Source organism: Candidatus Paracaedibacteraceae bacterium (assembly GCA_019636055.1).
Taxonomy (GTDB): Bacteria; Pseudomonadota; Alphaproteobacteria; order Paracaedibacterales; family Paracaedibacteraceae; genus Paracaedibacter.
Window position 1 is genome coordinate 118,290 of the sequence record JAHBYH010000001.1, and the last position, 17,484, is coordinate 135,773.

Here is a 17,484-nt window from a genome sequence, read left to right on the forward strand (position 1 = left end):
TTATTCTGATGATTAAATTAAAAAGTCTTCTCTTCGCAAGCACCCTATTTTCCACAGCAATAGCTGCTGAGACAACGTTAACAACACTTTTTCCTAATTGTTCGGATGACACCTATACAAACTGGATTACCCCTAATTGCCCAAACTACCAGCCCTGGTCAGGACCGAGTTTTCTTGCAACAGATGATTTATCACTCGACCAAATAAATGCGCGAAAAACATTCCATCGCCAAACAAGGTCACATTTCTTAAATCTCTTTAGAAATAGCCCGGACGTTCCGAATGGTGTAAAAATACAACTCGACCAAGTATTAGATAGCTTTGTTCATAAATGGGAACAAATTGTATCCCCCATCCCCCCAGAATCACCTAACTTTTTTTACAATGCAAATTATAACAGTAGTTTAACTGCTTTGATTCTTGTGACTTATTTAGGGGACATCATTCAACAAAAAGAAAGCCCTTGGACAAGACCAACGTATACACTGTCTGAAAACGACTATTTTTTCGTATCCGATTCTAAAATTGTCGAGTATAAAAAGGGAGATAAAGAGAAGCTAGCCAACTTTATTTTAAATAACAAAGAGTCACTCTGGACAGCCTATAAAAATAGCCCGCTCATTCGCGATCTTATAAATTTTGGCATTATCCGCGCCCAACAAGCAATTCAGATTAAGCCTGAAATTTTACAAACCCATGAGTCGATAATTAATAGATTAGACCGAATGATTGTACTCTTAAGTGCTCATTTTCCTGAACTGCGAAAAATACGTATTAATCCCCTACCTGACGCTCCAAAAACCTATGATCAAGGACGTAAAATGGCGCAGGCACTCGGCATGGCCCTCACCGATCAAGACCTAGATGAGATGGGGGCGATCGACTGGTCCCACGGTCGTTTTGATTTAACAACACTTGACTCACAATTAGCAGAACGGCAAGCCTTACATCTTGCAGCGTTCTTGATGCTCAAAAACTTTTTAAAAGATCAGAATTTTGAATATACGGATGAATTCCCAAGCATCTTAGAACAGCAACTATCCATGTTCCATTCGACAATGCAGAATCTAAAATATGTTATTACAAGGCAAACTACTGAAGCCCCTCATATCTATAACACCCTTGAGCAATTGAATATGAATTTGACGAAATTATGGTATGATTTCCAAATAGTTCGTGGCAAAAAACACTATTCAGATGAGGTCAGCTTTATTGGTTGGAATAACACAAAGACACAAAAACCTGAACCTTATTATCTCATTGGTGGTAACTTTGAAATAACAAAAGAATGGAAAGAATTTATCAGCACCAAGTCTGCTGCTTTAATCTCATTCCTACAACACAATCCAATTATCCAAGACGTGATTACCTTTACCACATCCGGTACGATCCTTTGCCTTAAAAAACTAAAGGACCACTATACCAAAGAATTCAATACTCAGGATAAAAAGTACCAAAAGTGCAAAGATAAGAAAATCCCTCCAAAGGATAAAAAACTTTTTATGACGGCTCGGGCTGCCGCAAAAGAAAAACTTGATAATATCGCGGCCATTATTGCCAACATGAACGAGTTGGTTCAGAACTTCACACCTTATTTTCCGCACCTAAAAGGCGTCAAAGTTGGCAAGGATGAAGCAGAAACTCTAGTGTTCGATACAATCGAAAAACCACTTGATGTGGGTACAGCGAAGAAGAAAAAGAAGAAGAAAAAATCAAAGGCGGCTGCTGTGGAAACAGCAGCAGAAGCGACAGTCACGGCTGAGCCACAAGTTGATCCTGCCGTTGAAGCTGATCAACAACCTGTTTTGCCTGCAGCACAAGAGCCAGAAGCCGCACCGGTTATTGCGAGTGATGACAAACCTGTTGAATTGCCTGCTGCATCAGAACTAGAGGTAAAACCAGTTGTTATTGACAAAAAAGCCGACTCCTCGGCCGCTCAACCAACATTAGAAAGATCAACATCCGTCAGAGAAATAATGACTGTGGATGAGCGTCGTAGAATGATTGATGAGCGTCGTAGATCCCGCCAGCTGCAACGAACTGAATCCGGCTGTTTTGTCAAAGGGGTTGATTATCAAGCTAAACCATCATCAAGACCACCATTAGAACGCACTCAGTCTGTATTGTTCACACGGGTTAGTAAGGTGCTGTTTGCTAAGACTAAACATCAGAAGAAATACGACACCATCTGTGATGAATACCCAGAAATGATGGCAGAAATAATGGCTAATCCTTGGGCCACATCCGGGCTTGGAAGTCCAGAACTATTGTCTGGAAACTTTGCAGGGTATATATCACGACGACTCAACGATAAGGATCGCTTGGTCTATAAGGCCGACCGAGACAAAGACGGGAACGTGATTCTGACAATCATGAGTGTGTCAGGCCATTACACCAAAGGGAAAAGCTGATCCCTATAACGGTCAGCTTGTTCTTGTCCAGTTGTCAACCCATACAATGTAAAATTTTTGAATATCTCGTTCATAACATCGGTATTGTCGTTAGGATCTTGTAAAATTAACCCCAAATGTTGTCGACGCAAATCAAGTAAATACTTGTATTTTTTAGCCTCACCGGATGTCATCCTATGTTTTGTTATTAAGAATCTTTCAAAGACTTGAGGTAAAGTAACTTCATTAACTTGTTCAAATTTCTCCTGACAAAATTCTGAAATAATGCGACGCCATCTGAAAAACTCGCCAATTAATCGAACGGTTTCGTCTTGATCTATGCCTTGAACTAGCTGATACTTAGATCCCTTCATGAGCATTTGCAGAACTAAATCATCAAGTTCAGTCCAATTATGGCTGTATGTTTTCTTCTTTAATGGTGCCTGATAACTGGATATTTTTAAACCATCGTAATCAACATATTTATCTAAAAAAGCCCGAATACGTTGAACCCCTTCAACAGCAGAGAGTCCTTCCTCCTTCAAATTTAATTTACCAATTCGCGTCGGGTTTTCTAAAGTCTGATTGCCAATATACAGCGTGAGGCTTGTTCTTGTTTGTTTTATTGATGGAAATCCCCAAATGATCCAATCCGGCATGTGAATACCGCGTACGGTCTTTTCCCCCTGTACACAATGAAAAGCTTGCTTTAATCGCTCTAAATATTGGGGAATATCATGGCGATAAACGCGATACGCCCGGGAGAGTTTCTTGTTCGGAATTCTGAGAGGAGCTAAGCCTTCTGCATCGTGGTGTAGCGGAATTAATTTTTCCCGCTCCAACATTCCAGATGTTATATCTTGGCTAAATACAGCCCCCATAAATAATAGTGTACCAATGTGAAGCACTTTATTCCTCCATTAATATCCTATATTGACAGTATACATTTTTAGTATAATAATTATTTATTTATTTTTTTATTAACACCAATTGTATTAAATAAATCCTACTGCGAAATGTACGGAACATGGTATAATACAGCATTTCCTTGCAAAATACTGTAAATGCGCTATACATTATTTATGTATAGAAGAGGATCATATGCAATATAATTTTGAAATCACAGACAGCGCAGCTAAACGAATTACCCATCTAGTTGATCAAGGACAGGTGCATGGCAAAAACTTGCGCATATCCGTATCGGGTGGCGGTTGTTCCGGATTCCAGTATGCATTCTTGTTTGATGACACCATTCTGGCTGAAGATAAAGTCTTTGAACATGGGGATGCGACAGTAATTATCGATGATATTTCGCTGGGACTCTTAGAAGGATCTGTCCTAGATTACGTCGAGGATATGGTCGCCTCAACCTTTGTGATCAAAAACCCTAATGCAGCCTCATCCTGTGGATGTGGAAATTCATTTTCTGTTTAAACAGATATAATCACCGATCCTCTAACTCGACCAAACACCCGAGACAATCTTTCGGATGGAGAAAAATCACAGGTTTACCATGAGCACCGATCTTAGGATCACCTAAGGGACGAATCCCTTTTTCTTGCAAACTACGTGCAGCCACGGTTACATCATCAACTTCAAGGCAAAAATGATGAATACCGCCAGTAGGGTTTTTCTCAAGGAATTTTGCAATTGGGGAATTTTCGCCAAGGGGGTATAGAAGCTCAAGCTTCGTGTTCCCTAAATCAACAAACACGGTTGTCACCCCATGTTCAAGCATATCATCAGCTTTTGAAACATTTCCACCAAGAACATCTCGGTAAAAACTAACCGCTTGATCTAAATCAGGAACAGCAATAGCAATGTGATTTAAGTTGCCAATCATTCATTCCTCTCACGTTCGATCTCAACCCCAACACTTGTCGCATTCGAATAAACATCGAGCTTTTCAACACGACACCAAACATGATTCATTCTTTTGTCCGCCAGACATAAAGTTGCAATTTCTTCAGCCAACGTTTCAACGAGGTGAATATGCCGACTCTGAGCCAACGACGTAATAGATTTGATCAGTTGATCATAGCAAACAAATTGACCATGGTAGTTTTTATCATCCGGCACAGGCATAGAAACTTGACACCGTAAGTTTAGGCGAACAGTTTGACGCGCCAAGGCTTCTTCCGGGTTAATACCAATATAGGTTTGAAAGACGACATCATTGATCAGAAGCGTCCAGGTTTTATTAAGTTTAGGCACACGCCGAGCATTAGGAAAAACAAGTGTCTTGACCATTTTTAATCGTACCTCGCTGATTTACTAGGTGGCATTGCCCAACCTAGATGCTGCCCCCCATCAACAGCAATAATTTGTCCCGTGACAGATGGCGATTTCCAAAAATATTCTACCGTTTCGGCAATCTCTTGTGGCGAAATTGGTTTTGCAAGAGGCAACTCTTTATACTGACGCTCAAACTGTTGATCTGTTTGCCTGTCATTTTTTAAGGTAGGCCCCGGCCCTATTCCGTTGATGCGTATATCAGGAGCCAGTGCCAATGCCAAAGATTGTGTCGCGCCCCATAGTGCATACTTGCTTATGCTATAGCTAAGATAATGGGGCGTCAAGTTTAGAACGCGCTGATCTAAAATGTTAACGACCAGCCCTTGTTTACATAATCGCGCAAATTCTTGTATCAATAGCATTGGGGCCCTGAGGTTGGGCTCTATATGATAATCCCAAGATTGTCGATCCATAGTTGCAATTGAGTCATAAGCAAATGTAGCAGCATTGTTCACCAATATATCAATCCCACTAGCTTGATCTATTGCATTTTGGATCAAAGATCGAACCTGAATTTCATCGCTCAAATCCGCCTGAACCAACCAACACTTTTGCCCAAGATTCTTGATCTCGAGCCGCAATGCTTTGGCCTGATCCACTGATGTATGATAATGGGCAATAACATCCCACCCTTGTTTTGCAAAGTGCAAACACATTTCGCGACCAATTCGTTTAGCCGCACCAGTGACAAGGATGACCGACATTGTCACTCCCCATAAATACTAGTACCTGACAGCTCTTCTTCGATACGAATCAACTGGTTGTATTTTGCAATACGGTCAGAGCGGCATAAAGATCCTGTCTTGATTTGACCGGCATTTACTGCCACAGCCAAATCAGCGATTGTTGAGTCCTCTGTCTCTCCTGATCGATGAGAAATAACCACCTTGTATCCAGATCGCCGAGCTAAACTGATTGTATCCAATGTTTCGGACAAAGTACCAATCTGATTAACCTTGATCAAAATTGCATTGGCGGCCTTTTCTGTAATACCCTTATGCAAACGCTTAACATTAGTCACGAATAAGTCATCTCCGACTAATTGAATCTGATGGCCAAGCTTTTGAGTTAACAGCTGCCACCCTGTCCAGTCATCTTCGCCAAGCCCATCTTCGATCGATACAATCGGATAATCTTTGACCAAATTCGCATAATAATCCACCATGCCAGCAGAATCCAAAACCTTACCTTCGCCCTTTAGATGATAATCCCCATCCTCATAAAATTCATTAGCAGCAACATCTAAAGCCAAAGTCACATCCTCACCGGCTTTATATCCGGCTTCAGAAATCGCTTTCAGGATAAAATCAAGCGCTTCACGCGTACTTGCCAGATTTGGCGCAAATCCCCCTTCATCACCAACGTTGGTGGAGTGTCCTGCTTTTTTCAACAATCCTTTAAGATGATGGAAAATTTCTGCTCCCATACGAATTGCTTCTGCCATTGAGCCCGCACCGTTGGGAATAATCATAAATTCTTGGATATCGACCGGATTATCTGCATGCGCCCCACCGTTTAAAATGTTCATCATAGGAACGGGCATAACACGCGCATTGATTCCCCCGATGTAGTTATAAAGAGTTTGCCCTAGACAGTTAGCTGCAGCTTTTGCCACCGCGAGACTAACGCCGAGAATAGCATTAGCCCCCAGTTTTGCCTTGTTTTCTGTGCCATCTAAGTCAATCATCGCCTCATCAATACGTCGTTGATCAAGAGCATCCATTCCTTGCAGAAGTGGAAAAATCTTATGCTCGACAGCCAAGACAGCTTGTTGAACACCCTTTCCTAAATAACGGTCTTTTTCACCATCTCGCAATTCTACGGCCTCATGACTACCTGTTGATGCCCCAGAGGGAACAGCTGCTCGCCCAAACGAACCATCTTCAAGAATGACATCAACTTCAATTGTTGGGTTTCCACGAGAATCAAGAATTTCACGAGCTAAGATATTTTCAATTATCGACATGATTGGCCTTAGTATTTTGATAGTATATACAGAAATTGTATCATGGCTTCTTGGGACATTCTAGCTGAAACCACCTCACTCTCAATGGGAGAGGTGGGAGTCCCCCACAACAAAATCAGCTAACTTAACCGCAGCATCTGAAACAGCAAACTGACGAATTCTCATCGCATATTGATGACGACACTCGGAATCTTGAATTAAACGATGCAGCACTGAAGCAAGGCTCTCTGACGTTAGAGCTTTTTCTTCGATCATTTCTGCGACACCTGCATCAACCATAGGCTGAACATTCCAATACTGATGATTATCCATGGCAATTTTTAAGGGAACAAAAATCGCAGCACGTCCAACAATGGCAATTTCGGTGACCGTCATTGCACCAGCTCGGCAGATGATGATGTCTGCACCAGAGATACGCTGAGGCATATCAGGGAAAAAGGGTTGTAAGAGATCAACCTGACAGTCTGTTTCAGCATACGCCTGATGCACATTATCGACAATCTCAGAACGAGCTTGATGAACAATGTGAATCCGTTGCTGGATCTCCGTTGGCAATAAGGCAACTGCTTTGGGTACAATGCGACCGAATAGATCCGCCCCTTGACTTCCGCCAAATACAAACAAGTTAACACAAGAATTATTCGGTATAGATTCAGGCGGACTCAAAAATACATCCCGAACAGGATTTCCGACAAACACAGCCGAATCCGGGGCTCCCTTTGTAATAGGCATCCCGATGGCGATCCCTTTTGCGACCCTAGCCATTAAGCGATTCACCCGGCCCAGAACGGCGTTTTGTTCATGAATATAGATTGGTACCCCTGACAACCAAGCCCCAAGCACAACAGGAGCCGATGTATAACCGCCAAATCCGACAACAGCATCCGGCTTTGTTTTATAGAAATCAACAGCTAATCTAAGACCATGAAATACAACAGACACAAGTTGTTTGATCTTCCCAATCAGACCTACGGCTTTGGGAATAGATAAAATTTTTACCTGATCAAACTGTGAGCTATCTTGGTACTGTGAACCCCGTTGATCTGTTATCAGGTCAACTTTGTGTCCCCGTTTTTTAAGTTCAGCAGCTAAACTCAAAGCTGGAAAGACATGTCCGCCCGTACCGCCTGTCGAGAGAATAATGTGTTTCATAAATGATCGATTACCCCATATCGTTTACGTGTCAAGGCCAATACAATACCCATTCCTAAACCAAGAGCTAACATGGAAGATCCGCCATAGCTCACAAACGGCATCGTCATCCCCTTGGTCGGGATAATATGCAAAGTTGACGCCATGTTAACTAAGGACTGCATTCCAAATTGAAATGCAATTCCAGAAGTTGCCAAGATAACAAACAGGCTATTCTCATTGACCACTCGCAAATATGACCGAATAACAACAAAGCCAAACAAAGCCACAATAAGCAAGCAAACAAAGACGCCAAATTCTTCACCCGCTACTGCAAAAACAAAGTCAGCATGGGCATCCGGAATGTGCTTTTTGACAATTCCCTCCCCTGGGCCTCGACCAAAAAACCCTCCATTTTTAAAGGCTTCTAAGGATTGCGTAATCTGGTACAAATCATGTTTTGGATCCCCTGATGATGGGTCTAAGAACTGGTCAACACGACGGGTAACATGAGGCAAAAACAAATAGGCTCCTAAAGCACCAATAACGCCTACACTCGCAACTAAGGCCATCCAAAACAAGGGAATCCCTGCGACAAAAAGTTGACATCCCCACGTGGCAACAGTGACAATCGTCATCCCAAAGTCTGGTTGTAGAATCAACAAAAAAACATACAGACACAAAAACAAAAAAGACATAGAAATCCCAGGGAACGTAGGATTTCTTAGTTTTTCAGACATCATCCATGCACTAATCACAGCCAACACAGGTTTTATAAATTCCGAGGCTTGTAAAGAAAACCCACCTAAGTTAATCCAACGCTTTGCACCCTTAACCTCGGTTCCAGTTAAAATTGTTGCAACCATCAAAGCCAAACCGACAAAGTACACAATTACCGCCAACCGTCGAATATGACGGGGCATTAAGAGCGACGACCCAATCAAGACAGCAAGGGCCGGCAAAATCATCAACATGTGACGCTTGACAAAAAAGAAGCCACCAATCCCCAATCGATCAGCCACAGGAGGGCTTGCCGCAAAACTCAACAATACCCCAATAATCATAATCATTAGGATAACACCGAAGCTCCAGCGGTCAACGGTCCACCACCATCGTCCTAAGATACTGCTGTCCCGTCGTGAAAACGTGTGCTTAAACATGCCCTTCCCCTATTTCTAGCAACCCCCATAGCAAATGCGATCAAAGTCCCATCTGTGCAGCAATAATAGCATTACGAGCCAGAGCATCAGCATGTTCATTTTGGGGATGCCCTGCATGTCCTTTGACCCAATGCCATGTAATATCATGATGTGACAAAACCTCATCCAATGCTAGCCACAGATCTTGATTCTTAACAGGCTGTTTATTAGCTGTTTTCCAGCCATTTTTCTTCCAACCATCCATCCATTTTGTAATCCCATCCTTTAAATACATACTATCGGTATAAAGATTAACCTTACAACGCACAGGCAAAGCTTTTAAGGCAAACAATGCCGCTGACATTTCCATGCGGTTATTGGTGGTCTGTGCCTCACCGGCACTTAGCTCAGACTCGGCTGCTTGGAATTCAACAACAGCCCCCCACCCCCCGGGACCAGGGTTACCACTGCAGGCACCATCCGTATAGATAGCCACAACAGGCAATACCGCAGATTTATAAGTTGAAAGAAGATCAAGGGCATCAATAGGTTTTATCATCAGAGCAGGATTCATTTCTCAATTATACTTGAATTACTTTAATTCAGAATGCCTTGAATGAGCTCTGTCGTCAAGAATTGCTGTTCCAGGTTTTTTGTATTTGTGTTTTTTCCATCTCCCCCTCCGTTAGAGAGATATGAGACCCCGCTACCTACACGGCGAATATCGGCGATTTTGATTTGATGTCTCTTACGTCACATTCACGTTAAAACAGATAGATATCATCATCCTTAACGTCGGGCACCTTAGTAACGGTATTCCATAACCACCGAAGCGCAGCTCTTGAAACCCCAACTGCAGGTCGGATCACTGATTCTATTCGTTTCTGAGTTGGCGCATGAAGCATTGCAGCTTCGGCTGCCGACTTTGCAACTAACACAGCCCCAGCAGCAAGGACAGCAGATGTTGTACCATCATCAACACCGACACTAGATAAAGCAACATTACATCCGGTCATAACAATCATACCTGCTGCGGCTGAGCACGCCATCGCTGCGCCCTGCATCAAGGCAGACGGTTTATGTTTAGCAACCTCATTAGGGTGACTTACACTGAAACGTGCTTGCCCCTCTTCCTTGACAAGCGAATAAGGGTCTATTTTTTGTTGAGTGAACTGGCCGACAACACTTGGCAAAGCAGCAGTACAAGTTGCAGCTGTAATCGTCGTATCTAGAAATTTAATCGGGGGAGCAACCGTTTCAACAACTGCCGATTGAAGCATGCCCATTGCCCACGGCAATTTGCCCAACCCCAATGACAAAGCATTATACAATGTGTACTCAGCAAATATCGAAGCAAAAGTACGATGGGCAACCGGATTGAATGTCCCCGTCTGCATCATATTTTCGACATCTGTTTTAAACCCATCTATAACAGCTTGCCGCTCATCCCGACTTAACGCTGGATCATCAATTTTATGACGAATCAGATCTGCCATCATTGCCATATATTCCCGCTGAGCTTTATCTGGAATCTTAGAAAAATCTATCGCAAGGATTTCCTCACCCTTGACCGGAGTACGAATCACCATTCCCGAAACATTTTCTTCGCGCACCGCTTGAACCAAAGGTTTCCCCCCCACAGGAATAAGCGCCCGTGATAATTCTGTGGGTATTGAGCGCGGACAAGACAAATGATCATGAACAGGTTCAGCAACAACAATCCGACGCTTATCAAGATTTTGATCAACAGTTGGCCTAGATAGTAATTTTTTCAAAAGAATGGATTTTTCTGATCGAAAACTGCCGCTAAACATTTGTAGCCTGAGTATATCTGCTAGGATTTTTCGTTTTTCAGCAAGCGAAAAGCGACCATAACCATCCATTATAGAGTAAAACTGTTGGAAATTAATTCGATCAATCTTAACTTTTACTAAAGCCCTATCTGTTTGATTCGGTTGCCCCATAAATATCATGATTCCGGAACGCGCCCCATCACGCATATTACCAAAATCTCGGCCAATAATTCTAAATTCAAAATTACCAACATAAACTAGATACCGTTGATCAACATTGTAAAATAACCCTCGGATAGATCGACCAAAAGTGGGGTTTCTTTCTAAAATTTGGCCATTTTGCAATGTTATACCCAAACCAGGAAATCGCGTTTTCTGATAGGTTTGTGCATCAGGAAAAAGCGCATCGAACATTGTATCCAAAGAAATACCAGTCAAATCAAATAATAGCTTAGACGATGAAATAATTTTTGCGAGAGACTCAGGAGTTTCTACGCCTGGCAACGGCTCAGCAATAAGGGTCATAAGCAATAAACGTTCCAAATATTGGCTTTGCGGCGTTGATTTTTCAGGCAGAGCCGTATCAAGCATTTTTTGTTGTTCTGGTGTCAGTCGCGTTGGCATAGTTTTCGATGAGGGAATTATTCTTTCAGGCCAACCAGCAACTAAAGAATAGCTAGAAGAAAGAACCAGCAGCAAAGATATAATAACCCTAAACATCTCTCACCTACATCAATAATCGATCCGTTAATTTATGAATAACCCCTTTGGCCGCACGCTCTGTCGCTATCTCGACTTTTTCACCACGACGCCACGCATCTTTATTCGTTGCAAAAGCATCATTATCATAAACTTCAGAAAAAACATTGGCCTTTGTTTTCGTGTTCAACAAAGTAAACTTCACAAATAACTTTGTTGTCGGTTTTTCACCAAAAGATTGCTGATCGAATTTTGTTATATCGACAGTTAGGTGGTAAGTTCCTTTCCCATCCTCAGACAATAAGTCACCAGAATTCAAGGATTCTTCAATAGCTTTCTTAAAATTATCATTGTCAATTTTTGCGTCATTGTAAAATTCGGTTTCTTCGCCACCTATCACTTTTTCAACCACAACATTTTTGTAATACTTAGACGTATTTGTAACCTTTTTCTTTTCCGGAATGGTATAGACCATATCCGATACATCTGCCGGGCTACTGCAACCGGCAATAATCAGACATAACAAAATGGCACAGCGCTGCATAATCTAAACCTCAATTTATAGGTAAATCATGATGAAGCGGTTCTTGAGTTCGCCCTTCACCAGGAAATCCATATTCAACTCCTGCAGACGACCACGGCTTCTCCTGAGGACTCATCTTGTCAATATTGTTTTCTTGAGACGGTATTGACAAAGGTGCATTTTCATCGGTAGGCATATCAGAGCCATAAACTAACGCTGGCATAGAATCTGGCACCAGAGGACGGGCATCCTCAACTTTATTTAAGTCTACATCAGGATTTGAATTATCGGATTGTGAATCTAAATTAAGATCAGACGGTAACACTGGTATTTCAGCCACAGTTTTATCTTCTTCACCGTGAACCCCAGACAAAACCGATGAGTCCGTTTGCTGCATATCTTCTGTTTTTGAAGATGAATCCGTATTATTGACTCCGGGTGCTGACATGATACGTCCCGGCCCGTCTAAAAGCTCGGGTTGCGCTAAAACAGCAACCTCACCACCGGCCCAATCACCATTACTAACTTCTGACTTTATAGGGGGAATAATTCTTGTCTGTCCGTCCAATCGTGTGTCTTTAACAGGAATATCAGGTTGAGTCAGCCCAAAGAACATTTTAATACGATCAATTATGCCAACATCTTTCGATGTATCATCTTTTTCACATGCTGAAAGCATCAGAAAAACCATCAACGCAGATTTTTTCATGGTAGACTCCTCTATTTAATTTTAGAGTGCCTTAATTTAGTTAATAAAATCTAAATATCAATATTTATTAAAATTAAATATTTTATAATAATAGTAAGGGCAACCAATAGTAAAATTGTTCAAGCTGATTTTTCAATCAACGACTAAACATGAAGCATACGATGTCAAAAAGCCAAATAAGATGGCTGTCTATCAAGGGATGACAATGATTAAATTAATGTTCTTAATACTCTCTAGCAATGCGTTTGAATCGGGAATTGACCTGCCTACGAATTAAACAAAAAACTCTATTTAACGAGAGTTCGATATAAGAAAGATCAAACACGCTCGTCATCTCCGACGAGCAAGGCTAGGGTTTCGCTAGAAAACCTTAGCTTTGCTAGTCGAGGATGACGGATTCTATTGCTGGATAGACCTTCTTATGTCGAACTGACGTTATTAATAGAAAGAGCAACCCTGCAGCACAAATATTTACAGAATCTCAGAACGAAACGGAAACACTATTTCTGCCTTATATCGATGGATTTGCAAAATACCTCGCGGATCTTGAAACCCAGAAAGGGCGCAGCAGAGAAGCTTATCTAGAAACCATACAATCCCTAGATAATTACTTACTAAATTTCAAATTACCCGCAGGCCTTAGATTCCGAGAACCTCTGCCATGGAATAGTTCCCGGCAGGACGATGAATCAGCCATAAAGCAGCCTTGACAGCACCTTGAGCAAAAAGTCGCCGAGATAACCCTCGATGGGATAACTCTATCATTTCATCTTGTCCGATAAAAGCAACCGTATGATCCCCAACGACGCCACCTCCTCGACGTACAGAAAAACCAATTTCTGCACTGCGTGGGCCACGACGGTCCATGTTGACATCCTTTCGATCAAAACTCTGACTGCGCCCCTTAGCGGCAAACTCAGCAAGACTCAGTGCAGTCCCCGACGGCGCATCAACTTTATGACGATGGTGCGTTTCCGTGATTTCAATGTCGAATGTTTCATCAAGAACCTTTGCTACTTCCTGAGAAATCCTAGCAAGAACAGCAATTCCCAAACTCGTATTCGATGCTTGAATAATAGGGATATGCTCAGAAGCCTTTTTTATAGCATCCATATGATCTAAATCTAAACCCGTTGTACCAATGACAAGAGGCTTATTTTGAGAAACAGCTAAATCCAAAACATAAGACAACGCCTGAGGCACTGAAAAATCAATCAAGACACTCGCCTCACTAACCAAACCTTCATCCCCACTCGATGTACGGCCACCACAACATTCAGCGTGCGAATGACTGCTCAGAACAGAACAGATTTCTTGCCCCATTCGGCCAGACTTACCAAAGATGAAAACCTTGGTTTTACTTACCATTCCATAAATCCTTTACTTTTTTAAAGAACCCGGATGATTCAGGGCTATTCGCTTCATCTGTGGTAATTTTGGCAAAATCCTCTAAGATTTCTCGCTGTTTTTTGCTTAGGTTTTGTGGTGTCTCAACAGCAGCTTCAACATACATGTCCCCTCGATAATCAGCCCGCATAATGCTCATCCCTTTACTTTTTAAGCGGAATTGATGACCGCTCTGTGTGCCCATCGGGATTTTCATTTTTGCTTTACTACCATCAATTGTTGGCACTTCGAGCTCTCCACCCAAAGCAGCTGTTGTCATCGGAATCGGAATGCGACAGAAAATATCGCCGCCTTGACGTTTAAAGAGTTTATGGGAACGCACACTCACAAAAACATACAAATCACCGGCTGATGCCCCTCTAAGTCCAGCTTCGCCCGCCCCAGAAACACGAATTCGCGTGCCATCATCAACACCCCCGGGGATCTTGACATCTATAGATTTTTCACGGCGTTTGCGTCCACTGCCATTACAAGTTTTACATGGCTTGCTAATTGATTCGCCAACACCATGACAAACAGGACAAGTCCGTTCAACGGTAAAGAAACCTTGCTGAGCACGAACACGTCCTCGGCCATTACAACCGGCGCACTTGACAGGTGCTGCACCATCTGCCGAGCCTGATCCCTGACAGGTATCGCACTGATCAGCGACTAAATAGCGAATTTTGGCTGTTGTTCCGTGAAAAGCTTCTTCTAGGGTGATTTCCAAATCATAGCGAATATCCGCCCCACGCATATTAGTTTCTGATTGACGACGGCCACCGCCATCACCAAACATTTCATCAAATATATCGGCAAACGATGATGTAAAGTCAAACCCACCAAAACCAGCACCTCCGCCACCAGGACCACCGCCCATACCACCCTGATTAAAGGCAGCATGACCAAAACGATCATACGCAGCACGTTTTTGATCGTCTTTTAAAATATCATAGGCATCTGTTGCTTCTCGGAATTTTTCTTCAGCAGCCTTATCCCCCGGATTTTTATCCGGATGGTACTTCATGGCAAGCTTACGATATGCTTTCTTAATTTCATCACCACTGGCGCCTTTAGCAACGCCCAGGACTTCGTATAAATCTTGTTTTGACATTAGTTTTCAACCCCAAAGTGAAGTAATGCGTTTGAGCTATTATAGCCATGATCACAAAGTTTTAGCAATCCCAAAGTGCGACTGCTAATTCAGGCCACTTGACCCCATTGCCAAGAACTTATCATAACGATGACGCAATAAGGCATCACCATCCATTTTAGAAAATGTTGAGATATAGTGCTCAATTTCACGAGTTACAGCCTCAATTGCGACCTTTGGTTCACGATGCGCCCCGCCAACTGGCTCTGGCAAGATCTTATCGATCACACCTAAACCATACAAATCTTGAGCTGTTAGCTTTTGCGCTTCTGCGGCCTCAGATGCTTTTGTTGCACTGCGCCATAAAATTGAAGCACAACCTTCCGGAGAGATCACAGAATAAACAGAGTTTTCCAGCATCAAAACAGCATTTGCTGCAGCAATCGCAATTGCACCGCCAGAACCACCTTCACCAATAATAATACTGATCAATGGCACTTTAACACGCAAGCAAGATTCAATACTTTTAGCAATTGCTTCGGCTTGGCCGCGTTCTTCGGCATCAATCCCTGGATAGGCACCCGCTGTATCAACAAAAGTTACAATTGGAAGGTTAAAGCGATCAGCCATCTCCATCAGCCGAACAGCCTTACGATAGCCTTCAGGTTTTGCCATGCCAAAGTTATGTTTAACACGGCTTTCAAGGTCATTCCCTTTTTGCTGACCAATAACCATAACAGATTGGCTCCCAATTTTACCTAAGCCACCAATAATTGCTTGATCTTCAGCAAAGCAACGATCCCCTGCAAGAGGCAAAAAATCAGTAACAATTGAGTTTAAATAATCAAAAAACTGTGGGCGATTTGGGTGACGTGCCACTTGTACTTTTTGCCATGGTGTCAAATTTGAATAAATTTGTCGCAACATCCGATCAACTTTTGATTGCAGGCGCGAAATCTCCTCAACAATATTTAAGTCACCTTTTGATGATAGATGTCGCAACTCTTCAATCTTGCCTTCCATCTCTGCTACCGGCTTTTCAAAATCCAAAAACACAGCCATTTAATTATTCCTTATTCTTAAAACATACTAGGACTATACCGTAACTTATTATTTCGATGCTAGATGATTTTTAAAATCTCAATTAATATGTCGATTTTCAGCAAAGTCTATATATAACAATAGTGAATTAATGCACTATTTATAGGTGCTCCAAACGAAAATCAGAGAGTTATAGCCATAATACAAATCTGACTGAAGCGTGAGATCCTCATTTCCGATGAGCAAAGCTAGAATTTCCAAGAAAGCCCTAACTTTGATTGATTGAAGATCCCGCAAATATGATTTGGCAATTGCTAGAATGACGCGTTCAATTAAGAAATAAAAGATATGCTTCTTTGGTTTAAAATAACAACGAGCTAGTCTCTCAAACCTTTTTCGTGTATTCTCAGCATAAACAATCAACTTATGTTATGGTCTATGTTGAGAATACGCTATTTACTCGAATATCTTCCGCTTTATCTTATATATTGCCTTTGCCGAGTTCTTGGTTTTTCAAAAGCATCCGCACTAGGTGGCTTTGTTGGCCGTACAGCGGGATATGCCTATGCACAACTAAGTGGCGTCGCAGATAACAATATTCGCCGCGTATTTCCCAAACTCTCGACAAACGAACGTCGTAATCTGATAAAAAAAGCTTGTGATAATATGGGACGCACGTTCTTTGAGTATTTCGTCCTTGATATCGCTGATCGCGATCCAAAATTTAAATGCACCCAAGTCAACGGCAAAATTATGGAATTGATGGCTGAGGATAAACCACCAATAATGCTATTTTCTGCTCATCTTGGAAATTGGGAAGTCGGCGCAAAAAATATCACAGATTCGGGCTATTCCTTAACACCGATTTACCGCCCCATCAATAACCCCTATGTCGACGCCTTAATTTTAAAATGTCGTGGTCGAGTTGTAACAAGTCAAATTGCAAAAGGACGACGATCTGGAATTGAGTCTATCCGCACATTAAAAGCAGGAACAAATATGGTTGTTTTGGCTGATCAAAAATATAACGAAGGTCTTGACATCCCATTTTTTGGCGTTTCTGCAAAAACAGCTGATGGATTCGTCAAACTTGCAAAAGCATCAGGTGCCAAAATTGTTCCCATTGTTATCACTCGTCACAACAAAACAGAGTTCATAGTCCGTTTAAGTGCACATATTATGAACCCTGAAATTGAATCCATCGAAGAAATTCTAACGAAATGCAACTCGCACATAGAAGACTGGATTAAAACCTATCCGGAACAATGGTTTTGGTTCCATCGACGTTGGGATAAAAAATTATATAAAAAGCAATAAGA

17 protein-coding genes are annotated in these 17,484 nt (G+C 42.0%); 3 read left to right on the plus strand and 14 right to left on the minus strand.

The window, feature by feature from the left end:
- Positions 1–8 precede the first annotated feature (8 nt).
- Positions 9–2,411, plus strand: coding sequence for a type II toxin-antitoxin system YoeB family toxin (locus KF820_00550; protein MBX3456838.1), 2,403 nt, complete (start codon positions 9–11; stop codon positions 2,409–2,411).
- On the opposite strand, the gene KF820_00555 is transcribed toward KF820_00550, so the two are convergent.
- The gene (locus KF820_00555) at positions 2,390–3,298 is read right to left on the minus strand and encodes a hypothetical protein (protein MBX3456839.1); all 909 of its coding nucleotides are present in this window, start codon (positions 3,296–3,298) and stop codon (positions 2,390–2,392) included. The genes KF820_00550 and KF820_00555 overlap by 22 nt on opposite strands.
- Before the next feature lie 193 nt (positions 3,299–3,491).
- Here KF820_00555 and erpA point away from each other — a divergent pair, with 193 nt between their 5' ends.
- Positions 3,492–3,824 carry an iron-sulfur cluster insertion protein ErpA gene (erpA, locus tag KF820_00560; GenBank protein MBX3456840.1) on the plus strand — a complete coding sequence of 111 codons (333 nt, stop codon included), beginning with the start codon at positions 3,492–3,494 and terminating at the stop codon, positions 3,822–3,824.
- Positions 3,825–3,834: 10 nt separating this feature from the next.
- Here the strand turns inward: erpA and mce are convergent, their stop codons facing one another.
- The 13 genes from mce to KF820_00625 form a co-directional block, all read right to left on the minus strand.
- On the minus strand, positions 3,835–4,233 hold the full coding sequence (gene mce, locus KF820_00565) for a methylmalonyl-CoA epimerase (GenBank protein ID MBX3456841.1): 399 nt from the start codon (positions 4,231–4,233) through the stop codon (positions 3,835–3,837).
- Positions 4,230–4,640 (minus strand): dihydroneopterin aldolase, encoded by a 411-nt coding sequence (locus KF820_00570; GenBank protein MBX3456842.1) that lies wholly within the window; start codon positions 4,638–4,640, stop codon positions 4,230–4,232. The genes mce and KF820_00570 overlap by 4 nt, the downstream gene beginning before the upstream one ends.
- 2 nt (positions 4,641–4,642) lie before the next feature.
- Complete coding sequence (locus KF820_00575) at positions 4,643–5,389, minus strand: SDR family oxidoreductase (GenBank protein MBX3456843.1); 747 nt, start codon at positions 5,387–5,389, stop codon at positions 4,643–4,645.
- A gap of 2 nt (positions 5,390–5,391) precedes the next feature.
- Positions 5,392–6,651 carry a phosphopyruvate hydratase gene (gene eno / locus KF820_00580; protein MBX3456844.1) on the minus strand — a complete coding sequence of 420 codons (1,260 nt, stop codon included), beginning with the start codon at positions 6,649–6,651 and terminating at the stop codon, positions 5,392–5,394.
- 81 nt (positions 6,652–6,732) lie between these two features.
- Positions 6,733–7,803, minus strand: a complete 1,071-nt coding sequence (gene murG, locus KF820_00585; protein MBX3456845.1) for an undecaprenyldiphospho-muramoylpentapeptide beta-N-acetylglucosaminyltransferase — start codon at positions 7,801–7,803, stop codon at positions 6,733–6,735.
- On the minus strand, positions 7,800–8,942 hold the full coding sequence (locus KF820_00590) for a cell division protein FtsW (GenBank protein MBX3456846.1): 1,143 nt from the start codon (positions 8,940–8,942) through the stop codon (positions 7,800–7,802). The genes murG and KF820_00590 overlap by 4 nt, the downstream gene beginning before the upstream one ends.
- A gap of 40 nt (positions 8,943–8,982) precedes the next feature.
- Positions 8,983–9,495, minus strand: a complete 513-nt coding sequence (gene rnhA / locus KF820_00595) for a ribonuclease HI (protein MBX3456847.1) — start codon at positions 9,493–9,495, stop codon at positions 8,983–8,985.
- A 190-nt stretch (positions 9,496–9,685) separates the two neighbouring features.
- Positions 9,686–11,434, minus strand: coding sequence for a hypothetical protein (locus KF820_00600; protein ID MBX3456848.1), 1,749 nt, complete (start codon positions 11,432–11,434; stop codon positions 9,686–9,688).
- 7 nt (positions 11,435–11,441) lie between these two features.
- Positions 11,442–11,957, minus strand: coding sequence for a hypothetical protein (locus KF820_00605; protein MBX3456849.1), 516 nt, complete (start codon positions 11,955–11,957; stop codon positions 11,442–11,444).
- Between the two features lie 10 nt (positions 11,958–11,967).
- Positions 11,968–12,645, minus strand: coding sequence for a hypothetical protein (locus KF820_00610; GenBank protein ID MBX3456850.1), 678 nt, complete (start codon positions 12,643–12,645; stop codon positions 11,968–11,970).
- 639 nt (positions 12,646–13,284) lie between these two features.
- Positions 13,285–14,013, minus strand: coding sequence for a 4-hydroxy-tetrahydrodipicolinate reductase (gene dapB, locus KF820_00615; protein ID MBX3456851.1), 729 nt, complete (start codon positions 14,011–14,013; stop codon positions 13,285–13,287).
- The gene (dnaJ, locus tag KF820_00620) at positions 14,003–15,145 is read right to left on the minus strand and encodes a molecular chaperone DnaJ (GenBank protein ID MBX3456852.1); all 1,143 of its coding nucleotides are present in this window, start codon (positions 15,143–15,145) and stop codon (positions 14,003–14,005) included. Before dnaJ ends, dapB begins: the two co-directional genes overlap by 11 nt.
- An 84-nt stretch (positions 15,146–15,229) precedes the next feature.
- On the minus strand, positions 15,230–16,186 hold the full coding sequence (locus tag KF820_00625; GenBank protein ID MBX3456853.1) for an acetyl-CoA carboxylase carboxyltransferase subunit alpha: 957 nt from the start codon (positions 16,184–16,186) through the stop codon (positions 15,230–15,232).
- 417 nt (positions 16,187–16,603) lie between these two features.
- Here KF820_00625 and KF820_00630 point away from each other — a divergent pair, with 417 nt between their 5' ends.
- On the plus strand, positions 16,604–17,482 hold the full coding sequence (locus KF820_00630; GenBank protein ID MBX3456854.1) for a hypothetical protein: 879 nt from the start codon (positions 16,604–16,606) through the stop codon (positions 17,480–17,482).
- Positions 17,483–17,484: the final 2 nt, after the last annotated feature.

Bases quoted from the DNA above. Each gene is read 5' to 3' on its own strand.
- KF820_00550 (MBX3456838.1), top strand. From the start codon at position 9: ATGATTAAATTAAAAAGTCTTCTCTTCGCAAGCACCCTATTTTCCACA.
- erpA (MBX3456840.1), top strand. From the start codon at position 3,492: ATGCAATATAATTTTGAAATCACAGACAGCGCAGCTAAACGAATTACC.
- mce (MBX3456841.1), bottom strand. From the start codon at position 4,233: ATGATTGGCAACTTAAATCACATTGCTATTGCTGTTCCTGATTTAGAT.
- KF820_00570 (MBX3456842.1), bottom strand. From the start codon at position 4,640: ATGGTCAAGACACTTGTTTTTCCTAATGCTCGGCGTGTGCCTAAACTT.
- KF820_00575 (MBX3456843.1), bottom strand. From the start codon at position 5,389: ATGTCGGTCATCCTTGTCACTGGTGCGGCTAAACGAATTGGTCGCGAA.
- eno (MBX3456844.1), bottom strand. From the start codon at position 6,651: ATGTCGATAATTGAAAATATCTTAGCTCGTGAAATTCTTGATTCTCGT.
- murG (MBX3456845.1), bottom strand. From the start codon at position 7,803: ATGAAACACATTATTCTCTCGACAGGCGGTACGGGCGGACATGTCTTT.
- KF820_00590 (MBX3456846.1), bottom strand. From the start codon at position 8,942: ATGTTTAAGCACACGTTTTCACGACGGGACAGCAGTATCTTAGGACGA.
- rnhA (MBX3456847.1), bottom strand. From the start codon at position 9,495: ATGAATCCTGCTCTGATGATAAAACCTATTGATGCCCTTGATCTTCTT.
- KF820_00600 (MBX3456848.1), bottom strand. From the start codon at position 11,434: ATGTTTAGGGTTATTATATCTTTGCTGCTGGTTCTTTCTTCTAGCTAT.
- KF820_00605 (MBX3456849.1), bottom strand. From the start codon at position 11,957: ATGCAGCGCTGTGCCATTTTGTTATGTCTGATTATTGCCGGTTGCAGT.
- KF820_00610 (MBX3456850.1), bottom strand. From the start codon at position 12,645: ATGAAAAAATCTGCGTTGATGGTTTTTCTGATGCTTTCAGCATGTGAA.
- dapB (MBX3456851.1), bottom strand. From the start codon at position 14,013: ATGGTAAGTAAAACCAAGGTTTTCATCTTTGGTAAGTCTGGCCGAATG.
- dnaJ (MBX3456852.1), bottom strand. From the start codon at position 15,145: ATGTCAAAACAAGATTTATACGAAGTCCTGGGCGTTGCTAAAGGCGCC.
- KF820_00625 (MBX3456853.1), bottom strand. From the start codon at position 16,186: ATGGCTGTGTTTTTGGATTTTGAAAAGCCGGTAGCAGAGATGGAAGGC.
- KF820_00630 (MBX3456854.1), top strand. From the start codon at position 16,604: ATGTTGAGAATACGCTATTTACTCGAATATCTTCCGCTTTATCTTATA.